General features: G+C 45.0%; 20 protein-coding genes and 1 riboswitch. Of the genes, 17 read left to right on the forward strand and 3 right to left on the reverse strand.

Annotated elements, in window-relative coordinates; translation table 11 throughout:
* The first annotated feature begins 7 nt into the window (after positions 1-7).
* The 13 genes from MKY73_RS12420 (at position 8) to MKY73_RS12480 (ending at position 13,229) form a co-directional block, all read left to right on the forward strand.
* Positions 8-1,834 (forward strand): ATPase, T2SS/T4P/T4SS family, encoded by a 1,827-nt coding sequence (locus MKY73_RS12420; RefSeq protein WP_339307768.1) that lies wholly within the window; start codon positions 8-10, stop codon positions 1,832-1,834.
* Positions 1,824-3,890: a hypothetical protein gene (locus MKY73_RS12425; protein WP_339307769.1), complete on the forward strand. Its 2,067-nt coding sequence runs from the start codon at positions 1,824-1,826 to the stop codon at positions 3,888-3,890. Before MKY73_RS12420 ends, MKY73_RS12425 begins: the two co-directional genes overlap by 11 nt.
* 62 nt (positions 3,891-3,952) lie before the next feature.
* Complete coding sequence (locus MKY73_RS12430; RefSeq protein ID WP_062834890.1) at positions 3,953-4,438, forward strand: hypothetical protein; 486 nt, start codon at positions 3,953-3,955, stop codon at positions 4,436-4,438.
* A gap of 16 nt (positions 4,439-4,454) precedes the next feature.
* Complete coding sequence (locus MKY73_RS12435; RefSeq protein WP_339307770.1) at positions 4,455-4,853, forward strand: hypothetical protein; 399 nt, start codon at positions 4,455-4,457, stop codon at positions 4,851-4,853.
* Complete coding sequence (locus MKY73_RS12440) at positions 4,850-5,401, forward strand: hypothetical protein (RefSeq protein ID WP_339307771.1); 552 nt, start codon at positions 4,850-4,852, stop codon at positions 5,399-5,401. Before MKY73_RS12435 ends, MKY73_RS12440 begins: the two co-directional genes overlap by 4 nt.
* A complete protein-coding gene (locus MKY73_RS12445; RefSeq protein WP_339307773.1) occupies positions 5,388-6,371 on the forward strand; it encodes a hypothetical protein in 984 nt (327 codons plus the stop codon). Before MKY73_RS12440 ends, MKY73_RS12445 begins: the two co-directional genes overlap by 14 nt.
* 137 nt (positions 6,372-6,508) lie before the next feature.
* A complete protein-coding gene (locus tag MKY73_RS12450; RefSeq protein ID WP_339307774.1) occupies positions 6,509-8,059 on the forward strand; it encodes an ABC-F family ATP-binding cassette domain-containing protein in 1,551 nt (516 codons plus the stop codon).
* Positions 8,060-8,134: 75 nt separating this feature from the next.
* Positions 8,135-8,244: riboswitch (TPP riboswitch) on the forward strand.
* Between the two features lie 193 nt (positions 8,245-8,437).
* Positions 8,438-9,133: a thiamine phosphate synthase gene (locus MKY73_RS12455; RefSeq protein WP_339307775.1), complete on the forward strand. Its 696-nt coding sequence runs from the start codon at positions 8,438-8,440 to the stop codon at positions 9,131-9,133.
* Between the two features lie 14 nt (positions 9,134-9,147).
* The gene (thiO, locus tag MKY73_RS12460) at positions 9,148-10,383 is read left to right on the forward strand and encodes a glycine oxidase ThiO (protein WP_339307776.1); all 1,236 of its coding nucleotides are present in this window, start codon (positions 9,148-9,150) and stop codon (positions 10,381-10,383) included.
* Positions 10,380-10,583, forward strand: a complete 204-nt coding sequence (gene thiS, locus MKY73_RS12465) for a sulfur carrier protein ThiS (RefSeq protein WP_339307778.1) — start codon at positions 10,380-10,382, stop codon at positions 10,581-10,583. Before thiO ends, thiS begins: the two co-directional genes overlap by 4 nt.
* 2 nt (positions 10,584-10,585) lie before the next feature.
* Complete coding sequence (locus tag MKY73_RS12470; protein ID WP_339308570.1) at positions 10,586-11,353, forward strand: thiazole synthase; 768 nt, start codon at positions 10,586-10,588, stop codon at positions 11,351-11,353.
* The gene (locus MKY73_RS12475; RefSeq protein ID WP_339307780.1) at positions 11,350-12,405 is read left to right on the forward strand and encodes a ThiF family adenylyltransferase; all 1,056 of its coding nucleotides are present in this window, start codon (positions 11,350-11,352) and stop codon (positions 12,403-12,405) included. The genes MKY73_RS12470 and MKY73_RS12475 overlap by 4 nt, the downstream gene beginning before the upstream one ends.
* 119 nt (positions 12,406-12,524) lie before the next feature.
* On the forward strand, positions 12,525-13,229 hold the full coding sequence (locus MKY73_RS12480) for a response regulator transcription factor (RefSeq protein ID WP_339307781.1): 705 nt from the start codon (positions 12,525-12,527) through the stop codon (positions 13,227-13,229).
* A gap of 108 nt (positions 13,230-13,337) precedes the next feature.
* Here MKY73_RS12480 and MKY73_RS12485 read toward each other — a convergent pair whose 3' ends face one another.
* Positions 13,338-13,838, reverse strand: a complete 501-nt coding sequence (locus tag MKY73_RS12485; protein WP_339307783.1) for a C40 family peptidase — start codon at positions 13,836-13,838, stop codon at positions 13,338-13,340.
* Between the two features lie 294 nt (positions 13,839-14,132).
* Positions 14,133-14,774, reverse strand: a complete 642-nt coding sequence (locus MKY73_RS12490; protein WP_339307785.1) for a thiamine diphosphokinase — start codon at positions 14,772-14,774, stop codon at positions 14,133-14,135.
* Positions 14,775-14,956: 182 nt separating this feature from the next.
* Between MKY73_RS12490 and MKY73_RS12495 the strand changes: the two genes are divergently transcribed.
* The gene (locus MKY73_RS12495; RefSeq protein ID WP_339307787.1) at positions 14,957-15,658 is read left to right on the forward strand and encodes a trimeric intracellular cation channel family protein; all 702 of its coding nucleotides are present in this window, start codon (positions 14,957-14,959) and stop codon (positions 15,656-15,658) included.
* A gap of 1 nt (position 15,659) precedes the next feature.
* Complete coding sequence (locus MKY73_RS12500) at positions 15,660-16,130, forward strand: low molecular weight protein-tyrosine-phosphatase (protein ID WP_339307789.1); 471 nt, start codon at positions 15,660-15,662, stop codon at positions 16,128-16,130.
* Positions 16,131-16,300: 170 nt separating this feature from the next.
* Here the strand turns inward: MKY73_RS12500 and MKY73_RS12505 are convergent, their stop codons facing one another.
* Positions 16,301-17,035, reverse strand: coding sequence for an alpha/beta hydrolase-fold protein (locus MKY73_RS12505; protein WP_253437164.1), 735 nt, complete (start codon positions 17,033-17,035; stop codon positions 16,301-16,303).
* Between the two features lie 256 nt (positions 17,036-17,291).
* Between MKY73_RS12505 and pdhA the strand changes: the two genes are divergently transcribed.
* Positions 17,292-18,359, forward strand: a complete 1,068-nt coding sequence (gene pdhA, locus MKY73_RS12510; RefSeq protein ID WP_017688072.1) for a pyruvate dehydrogenase (acetyl-transferring) E1 component subunit alpha — start codon at positions 17,292-17,294, stop codon at positions 18,357-18,359.
* A gap of 101 nt (positions 18,360-18,460) precedes the next feature.
* Positions 18,461-19,438: an alpha-ketoacid dehydrogenase subunit beta gene (locus MKY73_RS12515; protein WP_339234470.1), complete on the forward strand. Its 978-nt coding sequence runs from the start codon at positions 18,461-18,463 to the stop codon at positions 19,436-19,438.
* Positions 19,439-19,507 lie beyond the last annotated feature (69 nt).

Genomic DNA, 19,507 nt, shown 5'->3' on the forward strand with positions numbered 1-19,507 from the left:
ACCTCCAATGCTCTGGAATACCATATGGATAAGTTTAATTTTGATTCTGTGCCTGACTTATGTCTGGTTCAAGTATAGAGCGTTTCTTCATGAGAAGAATGCTCGTGTTCCTGAACAGGAATCCTTCACGATTGACATGTTGATTGAGAAGGTGAAGAACTCACTTCATGAGCTTAGTCATAGTCAGCTCGCGGATGCAGGTCTGCATGAAGAAGAATATCGTCGAAGAATCAATCAACGTGCAGAGATGAGAAAAGCGCTGAAGGGCTGTGTCTCAGGCAGTATCAGTGACAAAACGTATGTCAAAAATCTGATAGGGGATCTTCTGGTTCGAAGCATAGGACTGAACAAATCAAATGTAGATGAAGTCATTTTGTTTGCGGAACCGGATTTGTTGACGATCCAGGACCGATTTGAAATTGTGTTTTATCTGTACCGACAGCAATTCGGTGTGGATGCACTCTCCCGAATGATTGATACCTACGATCTGGGAAGGCTGAGAATGGAGGAAGGTACGGAGGACGGAGGGAGTTATTATATTTCCGAGGAAGACATTCACTATGTTTTTGAGTGCGAATATCGAGAGCTTGGATTCAGAGAAAAGACAGAAATCATCGTGCAGCGTATCTACCAACACTACAAAGGGTTCTCCGTTGTTGATGAGATAAGGGACCAACGTATTGACGGCGTTAGTGGTGGTGTCAGCGGTATGTTGGATACTGTTCATAATATTGGATTTCAGAAACCGGCATCATGGAATGATCTGTTGGAGCAAGGACTGGAGGATGATACACATGAAGAGCCGCTTAGCGGTATGGAAAGTGTCTGGATTTTTTATAAAGGTAAGTCCATTCATCTATCCTTTCTGTCATTCGGCAGCATCCGTGAATTGAAAAGGGTATGCCAGAATATATACAAATACAATTATCCCGGACAGTTGTCGGAGGCAAGTGGATACAAGGTGAATGAGATGAAAGACGGCTCCCGTGTTGTAGTTGTTCGTCCTCCTTTCGCAGAATCATGGGCATTCTTCGTCCGAAAGTTCGATATTCCGAATGCTTCACTTGAACAGTTGATTACAGGTAACAACGCGAATCTGCCAATTGAATTATTACAATACCTGATGAAAGGGAGCCGGATCACAGCTGTAACCGGTGCACAAGGTTCGGGTAAGACGACGTTGCTTATGGCTATGGTCAAACACATCTATGCATCGTACACCCTTCGGGTGCAGGAGATGGCGTTCGAACTTCAATTAAGACGGATCTATAGCCGACGTAATATTTTGAGTTTCCGAGAGACTGAACACATTTCAGGTCAACAAGGGCTTGATTTGCAGAAAAAAACGGATGGTACCGTCAATATTCTCGGTGAGGTTGCGAGTGATGAAGTGGCAGCATGGATGATTCAGATGTCCCAAGTTGCGAGTCTGTTCACCCTGTTTACCCACCATGCCAAAACGTTTCGTGATCTGGTATTCTCTCTCCGTAATTCCTTGCTCAAGACAGGCATGTTCCAGCATGAACATATTGCTGAGGAGCAGGTTGTGAGTGTCATCAATTTCGATGTTCATATGAAGAAAGATGCTGAAGGACGAAGATATATCGAACGTATTACGGAATGTCTTCCTCGTGCGAATCAAGGTGACAGCGTGGAAGAGAGGGCTGGTTTTACATTTCGTAATGTAGTGGAGTACAGAGATGGAGAGTATGTAGCAACAGCTCCAATCTCCTCGGAATGCATGTTGGATATGCGAGAACAGATGACATTACAGGATGCCGAGAAATTTGGACATTTTATGAAGCAACACTGGGGTGATCCGCATGACAATTAAATGGATTCTGCTCCTCGTATTAGGTATTTGTGCAGGAGGGTTGCTGATCACACTTCTGGTTTTAAATGTATTACGTCGCAGAGGAGGTGGTCCAACAAGTCCATCCGGCGTTATTCTAACTACCGGAACGAAGGGGTTCAAGGGACTGGGATCATTCTTGTTGCAGTCCTACCGCCTGGGAATGAAAGTTCCACTGTTATCCACCTATATTCTACAAGTGCAGAAACGTATTTCATTTCGACATGTTGGAGATGAGCCTTCACTTCGAAGACTGACAATGACAGTGATTCTCATTATTTTCGGAGGTTATGGCTGCATAAGTGTCATTCTGTTCCTTCTGCAGCCGGGTATCGCTTTTGTAATATTGTCCGTGCTCTGTGCTGTGGTGCTAAACAGCTTGGTGCTGGATACGTGCCTCAGTCGTATGGAGAAACGGTTGCTGGTTCAGATGCTGGATCTCTTTGCAGATGTAAGACATCGGTATCATCAGCATGGCATGGTTGAGGAAGCACTTTATGAAGCGGCTGAAGCCGGTACAGGAGAAGCAGCAGAACAGGTAAGACTGATCTATGAAGCTCTAACTTCTCCAGATCCTAATGAAGCACTTGAGCGCTACTATGAAGTGGCACCCAACCGGTTTCTCAAAGGCTTCGCCGGCGTTTCCTATATGGTTATGGAGTTCGGGGATAAGGACCGAGAACAAGGGTCTATCTATCTTAATGGACTGGGGAACCTGACACAGGAGATTCATCTGGAGATTTTGCGGCGTGACAAATTGGATTACCTGCTTAAAGGACTTAATATCATCGCGCTTGCCCCGGTATTATTCACCGCTCCAATTGAACGCTGGGCCAGAGTCAGTTTTCCAACGATGGATGAATTTTATCGTAGCAAAATTGGTTTTGTTACCAAAATATCAATTTATGTCATTATCATTCTTGCTTATTTGCTTCTGCAGAGGCTCCAGCAATACGATGAAACTCGTTACCGCTCAGGACATAAGCATTCATGGTTGGATCAGTTTCTATACAGGCAGACCTCCATCCGGAAATTGGCGATGTTGTTTGCGGCGAAGCCTGGCAGTGTACAGTACAACCAAACGATACGGCTTATGAGGGAGAGTAGCTCGGAGTTGAAATACGAATGGCTCGCCATTCGCCGAGTGATGTTATTCGCAGGTTGTTTGGTCCTTACACTGGGCTGCATCCTGCTGTTGCACCAGGTTGAACGTAACCACATCTTGCATGATCCAATCCGGGATGATCGAATGTTTGGTGCAATGGCTGAAGCGGATCTCAGGAAAGCTGAGGAAAAAACAACATTGGATCAATCCGTGCTGGAAAGTGTAGAGATGAACCGAGGAGCTACATACGAAGACATCTTGGGCGCGTTACAGCAGTTATCTCCCGTTCAGCTGGACCATGATACCCAGGCTGAGACGATCGCGCGCATTATGCAGAAACTAGAGGTATATAACAAGCAATATGTACGCTGGTGGGAAATGATTATAGCGATTGTCTTGGGCGTAGCAGGGTATTACATGCCCATATGGCTCATGTTATTTCAGCGGAAAATGCGAAGGTTGGATATGCGGCATGAAATCTATCAATTTCAGACTGTGATATCCATTCTGCGTGAGATGGACCGGATGTCAGTCGAGGAGATATTGGAATGGCTTAATCGATTTGCCGTCATTTTCAAGCGTCCGCTGCAAAAATGTTTGTTGCATTTTGAACATGGGCCAGAGCTTGCACTTGAACAATTAAAGGAAGAGGCGGGCTTGCCCGAATTCCAGCGACTGATTGATAAATTGCAGCTTGCCCTTGGCAAAATCTCAATACGTGAAGCCTTTGATGATCTTGAGAGCATGATGGCATTCTATTTTGAACAACGAAAGCAGGAGTACAGCAAAATGATTGATGTTAAAGCATCCTGGGGGAGAACCATCGGATTTGCTCCCATGTATGCCCTAATCTTTTTGTACCTGGTCATACCATTGGTCGGTATGAGCTTCCTGCAGATGAACATCTATTATGAACAAATTCAGAAACTGTAGCACAATTCTTCTGTGTGACAGTCTGAAATATATTAATAATTTATAACTTGGGAGGATTTATCATGAACAATGCATCAAGCGCTTTAAAGGTGGCAGCAGGGATATTTTTGACAATCGCTCTGATCACAATTGTAGTTCTGTTATTTATTTCGGCTCAGGAAGCAACCAAGACGGCGCAGAACAATTTTGCTGATATTCAAACCGAGCTGTCCCAGGCTGCATTCACGGTGTATGACGGAACAACGATCAGTGGATCACAGGTAACCAATGCGCTGCGTAAATACGCGGACAAGGATCAGTTCGGTATTCAAGTCATTACAGGTAAAAATAAAGCGGGTCAATGGTATGGTAACCAATTGAACATTTCACAGGATCTCAATAATGCGGACTACGGCTCGGTTATTGCTCCTGACGATAAAGTGGGGATTATTAACCAGACCATGAGTGAAAAGGACAATCAATATGTCAATCCAAGTGGTAAATTCAAAGCCATTATTGTAAAAGACCGCTCCAACGTGGTAAGAGGGCTAATCTTCCAGCAATCCTGACAGGAGTTGGTTTAACATGTCCCAGAATACCCAGCATCTTATGTTGTTTTGTACGGCGGTTGTCCTGTTTGTGACAGCCTGCCTGTACGGGCAACATCATATTAAGATCTTATCAGCGGCATTGAACGACAGAGTACAGACAACAGCAGGTATGGAAGGTCGGCTGACAACGACATTGCATACCACCAAGCCGAATCGGTATAAGGGCGTAGAGGTATTGCATACCGTGAGGCAGATGACAGGCACAGGAATTCCGGTGGAAGTAGATGGGACTTCCTATGTAATCGATCCACTTGTCAGCAAAACAGCAACGATTCCGGTGCAGCTCGATGCCGTCTACAGGCCTGAGTTTATACGAAATGAAACTGGAGAACTGCTCAAGATTGTTTTTTGGAAGGAGGCCAGTGTGAATTGATTAATGCCGCATCCAAGCTGCTTGCCGTATTGCTCGCAGTCCTTCTGCTCTATGTGTATCCAGCTGCGGAAACAGCTGATCGGCAGGATGATATAGCGCGCATGACGGCTGTTCAGAATGTAACACGTTTTGTCGATGCTGTCCGAACGAAAGGATATATTTCCCCTCGAATGTTGGCTGAGTTTGAGGAGCAACTGGCACAGACGGGCAATTTGTATGAGTTGTCGATGGAACATTTACATAAGAAATATGTACCTCATTATACGGACCCGATGGACATTAACAGTTTTACCGGGACGTACGAGGTTGTACAAGATGGATATTACGCAGCTCAGATTCGAGAGAGGCTATTCCCTTCCTCAAGTGTGACTCCGGCTGATGATCCTGGCCGAAGATACACGTTGACAACAGGAGATTTTTTTACCGTGACGCTCCAAAATACAAACCGTACACCTTCCATGCTCATTCGTGAATGGCTTAGTGGTACGGCTCAGGCCTCAACGGTATTTGTAACCTACGGAGGTATGGTCCTCAATGAAGATTACTGAGCTATCCATAGTATTCGTGCTGATCTTCTTCCCGCTCTTCTGGATCATCTCACTCCATACCCAAGATGCCGAAGAGGCTAACTTTCTTGGACATCGATACAGATCTGCACTTCAAACCGCAGTGATGGATGCAGGTGCAGTTATGCATCAAAATGAGAAACAAAGTGATGAAGCAGGTTATGATTCAACCAAGTTTGTTAAAGCGGATAAGGAGCTTGCCTTGTTGACGTTTACTCAGACGATGGCTTTGAATATGGGGATTCAGGATGATGCCGCAGCTATTCGAAACATGTTTAATTACATTCCTGCCGTGGTTATCCTGGATTACGATGGCTATTATATGTTGTCCACAGAAACAGAGTTGACAGGTAACCGGGAAGATTCTTTCAGGCAAGTATGGAGTCCCAAGAAACCTTATACATATTCAGATTCATACGGTAACAGTATTAACTTTACATTGGACGACTATGTCTATGCCTACGACGCAAGCGCAGGGAGATGGGTGGAGGGCTTTCAAAAAGAACTGGTTTCAACCACACAGATTCCTTTACTTCAAGATAGCAGCGTATTTGAACAAGTTCGACGAAGCCGGGTTGTAACTTCTGTGCAGGATGATCTTGCTGATGTGATTAACCGCCATAATGAGTTTGCCAGAAAGAACGGTGTATCCTATACATTTACGATGCCCCTGATAGCACAGGAAGATTGGTACAACTCCATCAACGATACAGGGATTATGGCCTTTATCCAAGGTATAGGTGTTGGTGACCAGAAGATCAACAATTATGCGATTGGTGGAGGCAGACTTGTGAAGAAAACGGCCATCGTAGGTGGAGTAGATCCTTTAACGGGTATCAAGTACTACTATCCCTCCACATGTGGTAATGGTTACCGTGCCGAAGAGGTGTTCACAGACGGAAGACAAGCAGCTGCACAAGGCTATTTCGAATATAACTGCTCTAATCGTTAGCTTGCGAACATGACAAAATCTTGGAAGGAGTTCCTGAACTGTTTACATTACTTTCAGAAAAGACGAGACCTGTGCTAGAATAGGGGTTCGGAACCATAATAAAAGTAATGTCTAATAGATAGGAGCAACCTCATCTTATGAGTTTATTGTCAGTAGAGAACGTGAGTCACAATTTTGGAGATCGCACGTTATTTAAAAATGTATCGTTTCGTTTACTCGCCGGAGAGCGTGTAGGACTTGTTGGTGCCAATGGTGTTGGTAAATCCACATTAATGAACATCCTTACCGGTAAATTGCTTAAAGACAGTGGAAAAGTGGAATGGACACCTAAGGTCCGTTATGGATATCTGGATCAGCACACCAAGCTTACGCCAGGCAAAACGATTCGTGATGTGCTTAAGGATGCTTTCCTTCCGTTGCTTGAATTGGAAAAACAAATGATGAATATTACGGACCAGATGGCAGATGCAGATCCAGATAAGCTGGAGCAGTTGCTGGAAGAGATGGGCGATATTCAGGAACAACTGGAACAGGGCGATTTTTATCTGATTGACGTAAAAGTTGAAGAGATGGCCAATGGTCTTGGTTTGTCTGCAATTGGTCTTGATCGAGATGTCGCAGCTCTAAGTGGTGGACAGCGCACCAAGGTGCTGCTTGCCAAGCTTCTGCTCGAAAAACCTACAGCTCTGTTACTGGATGAGCCAACCAACTATCTGGATGTTGAGCATATTGAATGGCTGTCACGTTACCTGAAGGACTACCCGCATGCATTTCTCCTAATCTCCCATGACACGGAATTCATGAATGAAGTCGTAAATGTCATTTATCATTTGGAATTTGCCAAATTAACGAGATATGCAGCGAACTATAACAAGTTCCTGGAGATGGCTGATATGAATAAAGCTCAGCATATTGATGCGTACGAGAAGCAGCAAGAGTACATCAAGAAACAGGAAGATTTCATTCAGCGTAACAAGGCGCGGGCTTCAACTTCAGGTCGTGCGAAGAGCCGCGAGAAACAGCTGGACAAGATTGAACGTATTGATCGCCCGGATGAAGCGGCTAAACCAACGTTCAAATTCAAGGATGCCCGCGCGAGTAGCAAAACGGTCTTTGAGGGTATTGATTTTGAAATTGGATATACGTATCCTTTGCTGCCCAAAATGACGATGACGATTGAACGTGGTGAGAAAATTGCCATTGTAGGCTGTAATGGTGTGGGTAAATCGACACTGCTGAAAACCATCCTCGGGAAAATATCTCCACTGAGTGGAAAGACCTTTTTGGGAGATTATCTCGAAACGGCCTATTTTGAGCAGGAGGTTCGTGCTGGAAATATCACGCCGATCGAGGATGTCTGGAATGAGTTTTCACATTTGACTCAGAATGAGGTCCGGGGTCATCTCGCTCGCTGCGGATTAAAGAATGAGCACATTACTCGTCCGCTCAACATGCTGAGTGGTGGAGAACAAGCCAAGGTTCGTTTATGCAAACTCCTGATGCGCGAAAGCAACTGGATTTTATTCGATGAGCCGACAAACCATTTGGATGTCACAGCCAAAGCGGAGTTACAGCGTGCCTTGCAAGATTTTAAGGGAACGGTGTTACTGGTATCTCATGAACCTGATTTTTACGAGGGTTGGGTCACCAAAACATGGAATGTCGAAGAATGGTCTGAGAAAAACTAGATGATTTGAGACCATGTTTAACAGAAATGACGGTGACAAAAAAATCCGTCTATGGTAACATAGGCTACAACTTCATATGAACACTAGGGGGGCCGCACGATGCGGCTGAGATGGAAGAATGCGATTCCGGACCCTTTGCACCTGATCTGGATCATACCAGCGTAGGGAAGTGGCGAGCGCGTTTCAGTGAATGACGTGAGCAAACGGCAACTCGAAAAGATTTCAACCGTCTGCTTAGCGAATTGAAACATGCAGTTGCGTGTATAACGTTATGGCTATAGGTCTTTAGCTGTACTGCACGAAATGAACTGTATGCATCAGTCAGTGATCTGATCCTATAATTCATACGCAGCCACTCCCCTACGGGAGTGGCTTTTTTTGTGTTTTCATAGCATTCACGCCTGGAAGGAGAGGGAGGGTACCGCAATTTTTCATGAGCATGTTCACGAATCATTTGAATTGCATGTTGTATCTACGGGTGCAGGAGATCGAGCATCTTTTGTAAAAGCAGCCAAGGATGTTTGGCCATGGGTGGACTATATTCACATACGAGAGAAACAACTTACATGGCAAGACAAGATCGGTTGGGCTGAAAGTATGCGTAATGTTGGTATTCCATCTTGTCGCATCGTTATCAATGGTTCAGAACTGCCCTCAGAGAATGATCTCTATGGCGGTGTTCATTGGGGGCAAGATGCGATACGTAAATACAACCCTGCTGTCATAAGCAAAATGCAGCGATATCGTCTGGGTGTATCTGTTCATTCCATCGATGAGGCAAAAATCGCTGAAGAACAGGGAGCTGATTACCTTTTCTTTGGGCATGTCTTCGCGACCAACAGCAAGCCAGATCTAGAACCAAGAGGATTATATGCTCTTGATGAAGTATGCAGAGGTGTCTCCATTCCTGTCATCGCGATCGGAGGCATAGAGCCGGGAAACATCGACGCGATTCGCTCTGCTGGGGCACAGGGAGTCGCCGTGATCTCAAATGTATGGTCGAGCGATTCCCCGGATCGGGCAGCTGCATCACTAAGGCAGGCTATCGTTGCTACAGGAAGTCTAAGCCGGTGAAAGGAGATAAGAGGATGAATGAGATCGTAACGGGTCAGAACAGGAATCATTTCAGTCATCAACTGAACTCTGAAACGGAATCAAGAAGCAAAAGTGTACCTGATAATCCGGATAAGATTCATGTAGAAACGATTATTGTAGGCGGAGGTGTCGTTGGTTGTGCCATTGCGTATGAGCTTGCTTCCCGTGGACAGGGTGTTTTGTTGCTGGAGCGTTCCGCGATTGCGGGAGGCACTTCTTGCGCAGCGGCTGGAATGCTGGCGCCAGATAGTGAGGATTTTGCTCATCCTTTGATGGCTAAGCTTGCCAGGCAGAGTAGACAGTTACTTATTGAGCAACAAGGGATAATGGATACCCTCAGTGGGGTAGAGGTCGGCCTGCAACGCCATGGATTCTTGACCCCTTTTCGATCATACAGTGAATTAAGCCGCTATAAGAACAATCGAAATTCCGGTTTGTCTGTTGATGAGGTGTGGTGGGATCGTTCGGTTGTGCAACAGGAGGCAACGTGGCTTAACAGAGATACATACGGAGCCTACTACAGACCATACGAGAGTGAAATCCTTCCTGTCCATCTAACTAGGGCATATGCGGAATCTGCTCAAGCCATGGGCGCGCGGTTTATGGAGGACATACAGGATATAAATGTACAAGCAAACGAACACGGCGTGCAGGGGATCACCACATCGATCGGTGAGATAACGTGCAAACATGTCGTTATAGCGGCTGGATTACAGAGTGAAGCATTGATGAGACATGTGAATCTGAGCTTACCTGTGTGGTCGGTAAAAGGAGAAATAGCTGCTGTTCAGTTCTCAGATGAACATGCAGGGTACAGACCTGACAGAACGGTTTATGCAGAGGATGTCTATATTGTTCCCAAAGCCAATGGCGAAGTTTGGCTCGGGGCAACCAGTCTGCCGGGCAGAACGGATTTGAATGTTTCTGTACAGGGTGTTCAGAAGCTGCTAACAGCGGCTACCCACTGGGTACCCGGGATGAAAGAAGCGCAATTTAAGCGAGCGTGGGCAGGTGTAAGACCGGCAACGCCAGATGGGCTGCCTTATATAGGTGCATGCAAGAGTATACCTGGACTGTTCGCTGCCTTTGGGCATTACCGTAATGGTATTTTGCTAAGTGCGATAACAGGCAGGCTTATCGCGGAGTTAATCGCTGGCAAAAGCTCAGAAGAACTCGGAATTGAAGCGCTGAATCCAGAGCGTTTGAACAGAAAGGGAGTGGTGCAGTGAATATCATCGTTAACGGTCAACGGATGGAGATTGAAGACAGCATGAATCGAGTGGATAAACTGCTCCAATCATTTGACCTGCAAGTCAAGACTGTAGTTGTAGAGCTGAACAGGAACATCTTAACGCGTGAGTATCATGAGACAACGGCATTAAGAGAAGGCGATCGAATCGAGATTGTACATTTTGTAGGAGGCGGTTGATGATGTTGAACATTGGTAAATATACGTTTGAGTCCAGATTATTGCTCGGAACAGGCAAGTTTTCGGATTTTGAAGTGCAGAGTCAGGCTGTGGATGCTTCTGGAACGGAAGTTTTAACCTTTGCTGTTCGTCGTCTGAATCTGGAGGAACGTAACCAGAAGCATTTTCTGGATACATTGGATCTGGATCAATACACGCTTCTTCCGAATACGGCCGGGGCTTCCACTGCGGAAGAGGCAGTGCGGATCGCCGAGCTTGCGCGGGCTTCGGGACTTTGTGATATGATAAAAGTCGAAGTCATCGGAGATGGAAAGACATTGCTCCCAGATCCGATTGAAACGTACAAGGCTTGCGAAATTTTGCTTGAAAAGGGCTTCACCGTATTGCCTTATATTTCAGATGATGTCATTCTGGCCAAAAGGCTGCAATTGCTTGGCGTACATGCCGTAATGCCTGGCGCTTCTCCCATCGGAGCAGGTAGAGGCATTATTAATCCCTATAATCTTGAGATCATCATTGAGCAGGCCGTTGTGCCTGTGATTGTGGATGCAGGGTTGCGCTCTCCAAAAGATGCTGCTTATGCCATGGAACTTGGTGCAGATGGTGTATTGTTGAATACAGCAGTATCCGGATCAGGAAATCCGGTGAATATGGCTAAAGCGATGCGAATGGGTGTAGAGGCAGGTAGACTGGCATATGAGGCAGGCATGATTCCTGTGAAGCGTTATGCAGCGGCCAGTAGTCCGGTGGAAGGAATGGTTCATACATGATAGATCAACAACAATCAATTTCCTCCGAGCAGGCCGACCGGTATTCCAGACAGGAAAGGTATGCGCCACTTGGCAAGGAAGGCCAGGACAGATTAAAGGGCAGCAGAGTCTTAATTGTAGGCGCTGGCGCACTCGGAACAGGGATTGCCGAAACGTTAGTACGTTCAGGCGTCGGGCACATAACGATCGTGGATCGTGATTATGTGGAGTGGAGTAATTTGCAGCGGCAGCAATTATATGTAGAGCAGGACGCCATTGAACGGATGCCGAAAGCGATGGCTGCGGAAAAACGTTTATCTGCCATTAATTCCACGGTTCATGTGGAAGGAAAGGTATTGGATGTCAGAGTAGATGAACTGGAAGAACTCATTCAGCATGCAGACTTGATCATGGATGCAACGGATAATTTTGATACCCGACTACTCATTAATGATATGGCACAAAAGCATCGTATTCCCTGGATTTATGGTGGATGCGTGGGGAGTTACGGCATCACCTATACGTTTATGCCTGGAGAGACGCCATGTTTAAATTGTTTGCTGGGTGAAGTCCCCCTGGGTGGAGATACCTGTGATACGTCTGGCATCATACCACAAGCGGTACAAATGGTAACGGCGAATCAGACAGCAGAAGCGATGAAGCTGCTTAGTGGCAATGAGAATGCATTGAGACGCAAGTTGTTGTCATTTGACGTGTGGAGGAACGAATACATATCCATCAATGTGGATGGTGCGAAAAAGCAAGACTGTCCTTCATGCGGCCCTTCGGCAACGTATCCATATCTTTCTGCGTCCAATCTGGAAAAAACCGATGTGTTGTGTGGAAGGGATACCGTTCAGATCCGCCCTGCACGGCGCATGAATCTGAATCTTCAACAAACTGCGGATCGCTTGAACAGACTTGAAGAAGGAAAAGTGGAATGCAATCCGTTTCTGGTTTCTTTTACAACAGGAGCTCATAGAATGGTCGTATTCCGGGATGGACGTGTTCTCGTACACGGAACAAAAGATACAGCTGAAGCGCGTACTCTCGTTCATCGTTACTTTGGTTAAAGCAAGAAAGAAACAAAGTCTGTTCCCTTGAGGGAATGGACTTTTTCATTTTACGGCATGCTAACTGTACCAACCACTGCTACGAGCAGCGGGGATAGAGACAGGCCGGGTGAAAAACAGTGAAAACAGCCATTTTGCTGATTGGAGCAGGAGAGCAGGTCAGCCTTATTTACGACGTTTTATGTGCTGAAGGGTATGAGGTGCAACGAATGGAGTGTTCTGAACTAAACCAATCCGTCAAGTCTTCGTTGCAGCATATTAACCTGATCATCCTGGTAGACCGGGAAGAGGGGTATGCACACCTTAACCAGGATCAGAAATCAGAGTTGAAACGTTGGATAGAGAGCGGACAGGTGATCCCTCTGCTGGTTATTACTTCAAATGCATCTCCTCAGTTCATCGTGGAATGGCTGGATTACGGAGCTAATGACGTGATGGAGGAGCCCATTCACTTGACCGTGATGCTAGCCAGAATACGAAATCTATTGCGTGTTTTTGCGAATGCAACGCAGGAGAGTGAAGAAGTGATTGTAGTTCATGATCTTAAAGTGAATTTACGCTCAAGGCGGGTAAATCGTGCGGGTGAGTACCTGACATTAACACCAAAAGAGTACGAATTGCTGGAATTTCTGGCGTTGCATGTGAATGAAGCATGTACCCGGACTGATATTTTACGGGAAGTGTGGGGGTATGAGTATGCGATGGATACCAATGTTGTGGACGTGTATATCAAACATCTGAGGGTAAAGGTGGATAAGGGGAGAAGTGTGAAACTGATTCATACTGTGCGTGGGATCGGTTACATGTTACACGATAAAAATTAGATAATTCAACCATTCCAGGAATCTCCAGTTTAAAGCATGGCGAAAAAAGGGTAAAAGAAAAAGACCGGATCATATCATCCGGCCCTTGCTCTTTAACTATAAACGGTTCTACAGTACACGACGAGCTTTAATGTACGTTCTCTTCCACGTACCGGAGTTCAGATCCGAGATCGTTACACCTGGTGATCCATACGTATGCAGAATCTTTCCGTCCCCTGCATATACGCCTACATGTGTAATGTTGGAGCCCGTAGAACGGCTACCGCTAGAGAAGAATACAAGATCGCCAACACGAAGATTAGCTTTGGATACAGCTGTACCTTCTTTAGATTGGCTCACGGATGTGCGTGGCAAGTCTACACCATACTTTTTGAAAATATATTTCATAAAAGAAGAGCAGTCAAAAACTCTGGTTGTTGTTGTTGAAGCACCAAATTCATATGGAGTTCCAGTGAATTTTTTACCATAGTTAACAATTTGTTGACCTGTGGACACAGATGCAGTTGCTGCCTGTGCGACAGGGGCGTTAGTCATTAATACAGCTCCAAAACCTAGTGTAGCGCACAACCCGACGGTTACGGCCTTTTGGACAAAGATGTTTGTTTTCATATTAGTTAGTACCTCCAAAATTCGTTTTCGTTAAGTTGCTAGAGCGAGTATAACAGCTTTGTAACAGCCTAGAAATTGGATAGGGATGTGTAATCCCTTGCGCCACAGCGGTTTGGGTATGTTTATTAAAATACAATTAAAAATGTCAAAAAATTAATCATTGACGAATGATAAATAAAGATGAAATAGAAAAGACCCTTGAATATCAAGGGTCTTTATTGTGTATGAACCTATTTTCTTATCGGAATCACTGGTTACAAAAACGTAATAATTCAGAAGACATGATTGATATATTTAATCTTTGCTTTGAATAATCAGTAGTAAGCCGCTATCAATCGTGACCGTGCCAGATTTGCCTAAGAGTTGGTTACTTACACCCAATGATTGTCCCATACGAATGGTGGCTTGAACCAGCGGATACATAAAACCCTCCAGAGTTATTCCTGTAACTTCATGGGTCAAGGGGAGTAAGGAAACATATTTATAGTCACGGTGTTCAACCACAGCTTTGGATGTTGTAAGTGTCATGTAGTTGTGCTTGTCCTGAATGGCACAGTAGATATGATGCTGCATCGCGCGAACCATAATATGTACATTAGCAAGTGTGTGATCCATCCGTGTACCTGTAGCGCCTAACATAAGAATGTGAGTAGGTTCGTGATCTAACGCTGTTTCAAAAGCCATTTCCGTATCGGTAAGATCCTTATGAACAGGATCGCATGTAATGAATGTCGTGCTATTGTTACTAACAATTATACGTTCCTCTTCTGAGATAGAGTCGAAATCTCCAACTGCAACATGAGGCTGAATACCGTGTTCAATCAAAAATAATGCGCCGCGATCGGCCGCGATGATCATGTCATCTTCACGTATTTCCTGAAGTAATTCCGGAGATAGATTTCCGCCTGTAAATATAACAATCCGTTTCACCGTCATTTTATTTCATCCTTCCTAGTTCAAAGAAAAATAGTTCGTTGTTCAGATATAATGTTTGAACCTGTACAAATATATTCACCAAACCAGTATAATCCACAAAATGTGGTTGCACAATTTCAGTGCTCGCGGATACAATGGGTAGAGCGACATGGAGATGACTTGAAAAGTGAGGTTTGAACAGGTTGGACTTACACATTTTTGAAGTGTTCAGTATTATAGGCACCATCGCATTTGCAATGTCCGGTGCTTTCGTGGCAATGGAAGAGGAGTATGACATTTTGGGTGTACTGGTGCTAGGACTTGTCACGGCATTCGGAGGCGGGATTATCCGGAATGTACTTATAGGTATACCTGTAACGACACTATGGAGTCAGGGATCACTTATTATGTTAGCCTTAGTATCTGTAGCAATTGCATTTATATTGCCGCTCAAGTGGATTAGTCACTGGAAGCGAACAGAGGCGTTGTTTGATGCAATTGGACTAGCAGCATTTGCAATTCAAGGGGCACTGTACGCGGCGAACATGGGACATCCGATTAGCGCAGTTATCGTAGCAGCAGTAATGACAGGTATTGGTGGAGGCGTTATTCGTGATGTGCTTGCTGGACGCAAACCGCTTGTATTGCGTGATGAAATCTATGCTGTATGGGCAATGACAGCCGGTTTTGTCATAGGTATGGGCTGGTTAACAACAAATGCCGGATTATTGTTATGTTTCGCGGCCGTTGTGTTCTTCCGGATGTGTTCTGTACATTATAAATGGAAACTGCCACGTCGTTCGTTGGTGCCATCTGAGACGGGGAGCGTTAGTCCTCAGTCGGAGAGCATCGCAACACAGCCAACATCGTCGGTACTTCAAGGTACGTTAAGCAAGGGGGACTAATATGATTCACGTTTTGTTTGTATGTCTGGGTAATATATGTAGATCACCAATGGCTGAAGCCGTTCTGCGTCACAAAGTCTTGGAGAAGGGGCTTGAACACCAGATTCGGGTGGACTCTGCGGGTACAGGAGACTGGCATGTTGGTAAACCTCCGCATGAAGGGACTCGAAAATTGCTGGATTCGTACCAGATTTCTTATGCCAACATGGCAGCAAGACAATTCGCCAGCGAAGACTTTACTCAATTTGATTACATTGTGTGTATGGATAATTCCAATGCAGATAATGTACGCAACGTTCCAGGCGGAGCTGAGGCGGACATCATCAAGTTTATGGACATGCTTCCGGAGGAAAAACTCAGGGAAGTACCTGACCCGTATTACACAGGCAATTTTGAAGAGGTATACGAATTGGTTAACGCAGGCTGCGATGTTCTGTTGAGAAAGATTGAAGAGGAACATTCCATAGCCTAGTAAATAAACCTAATATGATATTTAACTTGTAATCGGACAAAGAAGCAGGAGTGGGCATTTAACCAGGCAGGAAATCCTGCTTCTTTTTCAGATTACAATTGTAAGCGGTGTCATTATGACGCAAAACAAAAGCGGCATTTCAGCCGCCTGTTGAAGTGACCCAATTTAATTTATCTTTCCTGAAGAAAATATAACAATGCATCTGGCAATTCATTCTGCCAAAAACCCCATTGGTGGTTCCCGTCTTTCTCCTGATAGGAGACGAGAGCGCCACGTTTTTCCAGCAAATCACGCGTATCTCGGTTTAATTGAACGAAATTATATGTACCGGTGTCTGCCTTGAATGCAGTTTCCTGCAAACCAACGATCATCCAGATCGAGAGCCAGGACAGATCTTCGGCTGCAGCATAGATTTCTTGAGAAGCAGAATAGAAGGCACCGGACATGCTGATGACACGTGTGAACAGATCCGGATATAACAGAGCAAGATGAAGCGAAACACTGCCACCTAGCGAGTCTCCGGCAAGAATACGTTCCTGCGGAGAACGGCGCACAGGATATTTCTCTTCTATATAGGGAATAATCTCTTCAGCGAAGCAAGCGGTATATGCCTTGAACCGATCTCCGAATGGAGCATATTCCTGCGTTCTCACAGACACATCGACCTGAACACCTACAATAATGAAAGGTTCAGCTCCTTCGTCCAAAATTATTCGGTTAGCTGTTGTGGCAATTCGACCGAAATTGAAAAACTCTTCACCATCCTGACAATATACGACAGGGTAGCTAAGTAATTCGTTATAGCCCGGAGGAAGATAAATACGGAGTGTTCGCTTCTCTCCGAGATAGCGACTTTCAATCTCTTCCTTCACAATCGTGCGTTTCAAATAGCGGGAATCCGTCATAAAACGTCACCTTTCTCGGTTAATTTTTTGCATTCGACCGCGCAATACGGTAAGATTACCCTTGTGCGGGGTTAGGTCAAACACGCAATCATGTATTATGCTGTTATACCAATATTAAGCCCCTGTTATACATACAATCCGACAGGAAACATAAAAAAAATACGGATTTCTTTGACGTATGGAGTGAAACAGGTGTATAATAATATTATAACAGCGGAACTTGATATTCAAATTTTTTGTTGAGGTGAAGAAAAAAATGAGCAAGGTTCCTTATGAAGTGTATACAGAGGATGTAGAAGCTCTGTCCGTGCTGTCTCCTGACGGCGAAATTGTTAACAAAGACATGATGCCTACACTTTCCGATGATCAATTAAAAGAAATTATGTACCGCATGGTATTTACCCGTACTTGGGATGACCGTGCAGTAAACCTGGGCCGTCAAGGTCGTCTTGGTTTCTATGCTCCAGTATCTGGTCAAGAAGCTACAATGGTTGGTAGTGAATTTGCAATTGAAAAAGAAGACTTTGTATGTCCTGGCTATCGTGACATTCCGCAACTCGTATGGCATGGACTTCCTCTTTATCAAGCATTCTTGTACTCCCGTGGACACCAACATGGTGGACAAATTCCAGATGGCGTTAATGTATTGATGCCACAAATCATCATTGGTGCACAAATTCTGCATGCAATGGGTATCGCTATGGGTTACAAATTGAAGAAACAAAAACAAGTTGTTATCACGTACACAGGTGATGGCGGTTCTTCTGAAGGTGACTTCTATGAAGGTCTGAACTACGCTGGTGTATACAAACTGCCTGTAATTTTCTTCGTGCAAAACAATGGTTATGCCATCACAACTCCTTTTGCTAAACAAACAGCAGCTCTGTCCATCGCTCACAAAGCGGTAGCAGCAGGGATCAAAGGTGTTAAAGTTGACGGTATGGACATCTTCGCTGTTATCAAAGCTGTTCAGGAAGCTGCTGAACGCGGACGTAACGGAGAAGGCGCAACATTGATCGAAGCAGTAACATACCGTTTCCGTCCTCACTCCCTTTCGGATGATGCTTCCAAGTATCGTACAAAAGAAGAAGAGGCTGAATGGTCTGCTAAAGATCCTATCGCACGTTTCGCTAAATATCTGGAGAAAAAAGGTCTTTGGACTGAAGAAGATACAGCACGTGTGAAAGAAGAAGCAAAAGCTAAAGTAAATGAAGAAATCAAAAAAGCGGAAAAAACCGAGAAAATGACGATTTCGGGCTTGATCGACAGCATGTTCGAACAAACGCCTAAGCACTTGGAAGAGCAAAAAGCTGATTTCCAATAAGTTTTTTCCGATAAAGCATAAACATCCGTGACTTTAATGTCCCGGTATACATGTACGAATTCAAATGTGAACTGTCAATGTTTAAGGAGGAAATGAAGCAAATGGCACAAATGAACATGAAAGAAGCAATCCGTGATGCGCTTCGCGTGGAGTTGAAACGTGATCCTAACGTTCTGCTTTTCGGTGAAGACGTAGGTAATGTAGGCGGCGTTTTCCGTGTAACGGAAGGTCTGCAAAAAGAGTTTGGCGAAGAACGTGTATTTGATACACCACTGGCGGAGTCCGCTATTGGCGGTTTGGCTGTAGGTCTGGGTGTGCAAGGCTTCCGTCCGGTTGCTGAGATCCAATTCGTTGGTTTTATCTTCGAAGCCCTTGACCAAATGGTAGTGCAAGCTGCTCGTATGCGTTTCCGCTCCGGTGGAAAATACAATTCTCCAATCGTATTCCGTACACCATTCGGTGGCGGTGTAAAAGCGGCAGAATTGCATACAGATTCCCTGGAAGGTCTGCTCACGCAAACACCAGGTATCAAAGTAGTTGTTCCTTCTAACCCATACGATGCAAAAGGTCTGATGATCGCTTCTATTCGCGATAATGACCCTGTATTCTTCATGGAGCATTTGAACCTGTACCATGCTTTCCGTGCAGAAGTTCCTGAAGAAGATTACGTTGTTGAATTGGGTAAAGCGAACGTTGTTCGTGAAGGTTCCGATGTAACGATCATCACTTACGGTATGATGGTTCATACTTCTGTGAAAGCAGCAGAGGAACTCGAAAAACAAGGTATCAACGTTGAAGTTATCGACCTTCGTACGGTTAGCCCGATCGACATCGATACCATCGTTGCTTCTATTAAGAAAACAAACCGTGCAATTGTTGTACAGGAAGCTCAAAAGAGCGCAGGTGTTGCAGCTGAAGTCATTGCCCAAATCAATGAAAAAGCAATCCTGCACTTGGAAGCACCGGTTCTGCGTGTAGCTGGTCCGGATACTGTATATCCTTTTGCACAAATCGAAGATACATGGCTGCCTAACCCGGCACGTATCGTTGCTGCGGTTAACAAAGTCGTGAATTTCTAATCTAATCATCTGACATGCCGCAAGGCGCAGTATGGTGATTCACACCGCAGCGCAGGCTGCACTGTAAAC

Source organism: Paenibacillus sp. FSL R5-0519 (genome assembly GCF_037974275.1).
In the GTDB taxonomy this organism is placed as follows: domain Bacteria; phylum Bacillota; class Bacilli; order Paenibacillales; family Paenibacillaceae; genus Paenibacillus.

Excerpts from the sequence above, each read along its gene's own strand:
- MKY73_RS12500 (WP_339307789.1), top strand. The coding sequence starts at position 15,660 with ATGATTCACGTTTTGTTTGTATGTCTGGGTAATATATGTAGATCACCA.
- MKY73_RS12490 (WP_339307785.1), bottom strand. The coding sequence starts at position 14,774 with ATGACGGTGAAACGGATTGTTATATTTACAGGCGGAAATCTATCTCCG.
- MKY73_RS12450 (WP_339307774.1), top strand. The coding sequence starts at position 6,509 with ATGAGTTTATTGTCAGTAGAGAACGTGAGTCACAATTTTGGAGATCGC.
- MKY73_RS12505 (WP_253437164.1), bottom strand. The coding sequence starts at position 17,035 with ATGACGGATTCCCGCTATTTGAAACGCACGATTGTGAAGGAAGAGATT.
- MKY73_RS12425 (WP_339307769.1), top strand. The coding sequence starts at position 1,824 with ATGACAATTAAATGGATTCTGCTCCTCGTATTAGGTATTTGTGCAGGA.
- MKY73_RS12430 (WP_062834890.1), top strand. The coding sequence starts at position 3,953 with ATGAACAATGCATCAAGCGCTTTAAAGGTGGCAGCAGGGATATTTTTG.
- MKY73_RS12435 (WP_339307770.1), top strand. The coding sequence starts at position 4,455 with ATGTCCCAGAATACCCAGCATCTTATGTTGTTTTGTACGGCGGTTGTC.
- MKY73_RS12445 (WP_339307773.1), top strand. The coding sequence starts at position 5,388 with ATGAAGATTACTGAGCTATCCATAGTATTCGTGCTGATCTTCTTCCCG.
- MKY73_RS12470 (WP_339308570.1), top strand. The coding sequence starts at position 10,586 with ATGTTGAACATTGGTAAATATACGTTTGAGTCCAGATTATTGCTCGGA.
- thiO (WP_339307776.1), top strand. The coding sequence starts at position 9,148 with ATGAATGAGATCGTAACGGGTCAGAACAGGAATCATTTCAGTCATCAA.
- MKY73_RS12420 (WP_339307768.1), top strand. The coding sequence starts at position 8 with ATGCTCTGGAATACCATATGGATAAGTTTAATTTTGATTCTGTGCCTG.
- pdhA (WP_017688072.1), top strand. The coding sequence starts at position 17,292 with ATGAGCAAGGTTCCTTATGAAGTGTATACAGAGGATGTAGAAGCTCTG.
- MKY73_RS12485 (WP_339307783.1), bottom strand. The coding sequence starts at position 13,838 with ATGAAAACAAACATCTTTGTCCAAAAGGCCGTAACCGTCGGGTTGTGC.
- MKY73_RS12475 (WP_339307780.1), top strand. The coding sequence starts at position 11,350 with ATGATAGATCAACAACAATCAATTTCCTCCGAGCAGGCCGACCGGTAT.
- MKY73_RS12515 (WP_339234470.1), top strand. The coding sequence starts at position 18,461 with ATGGCACAAATGAACATGAAAGAAGCAATCCGTGATGCGCTTCGCGTG.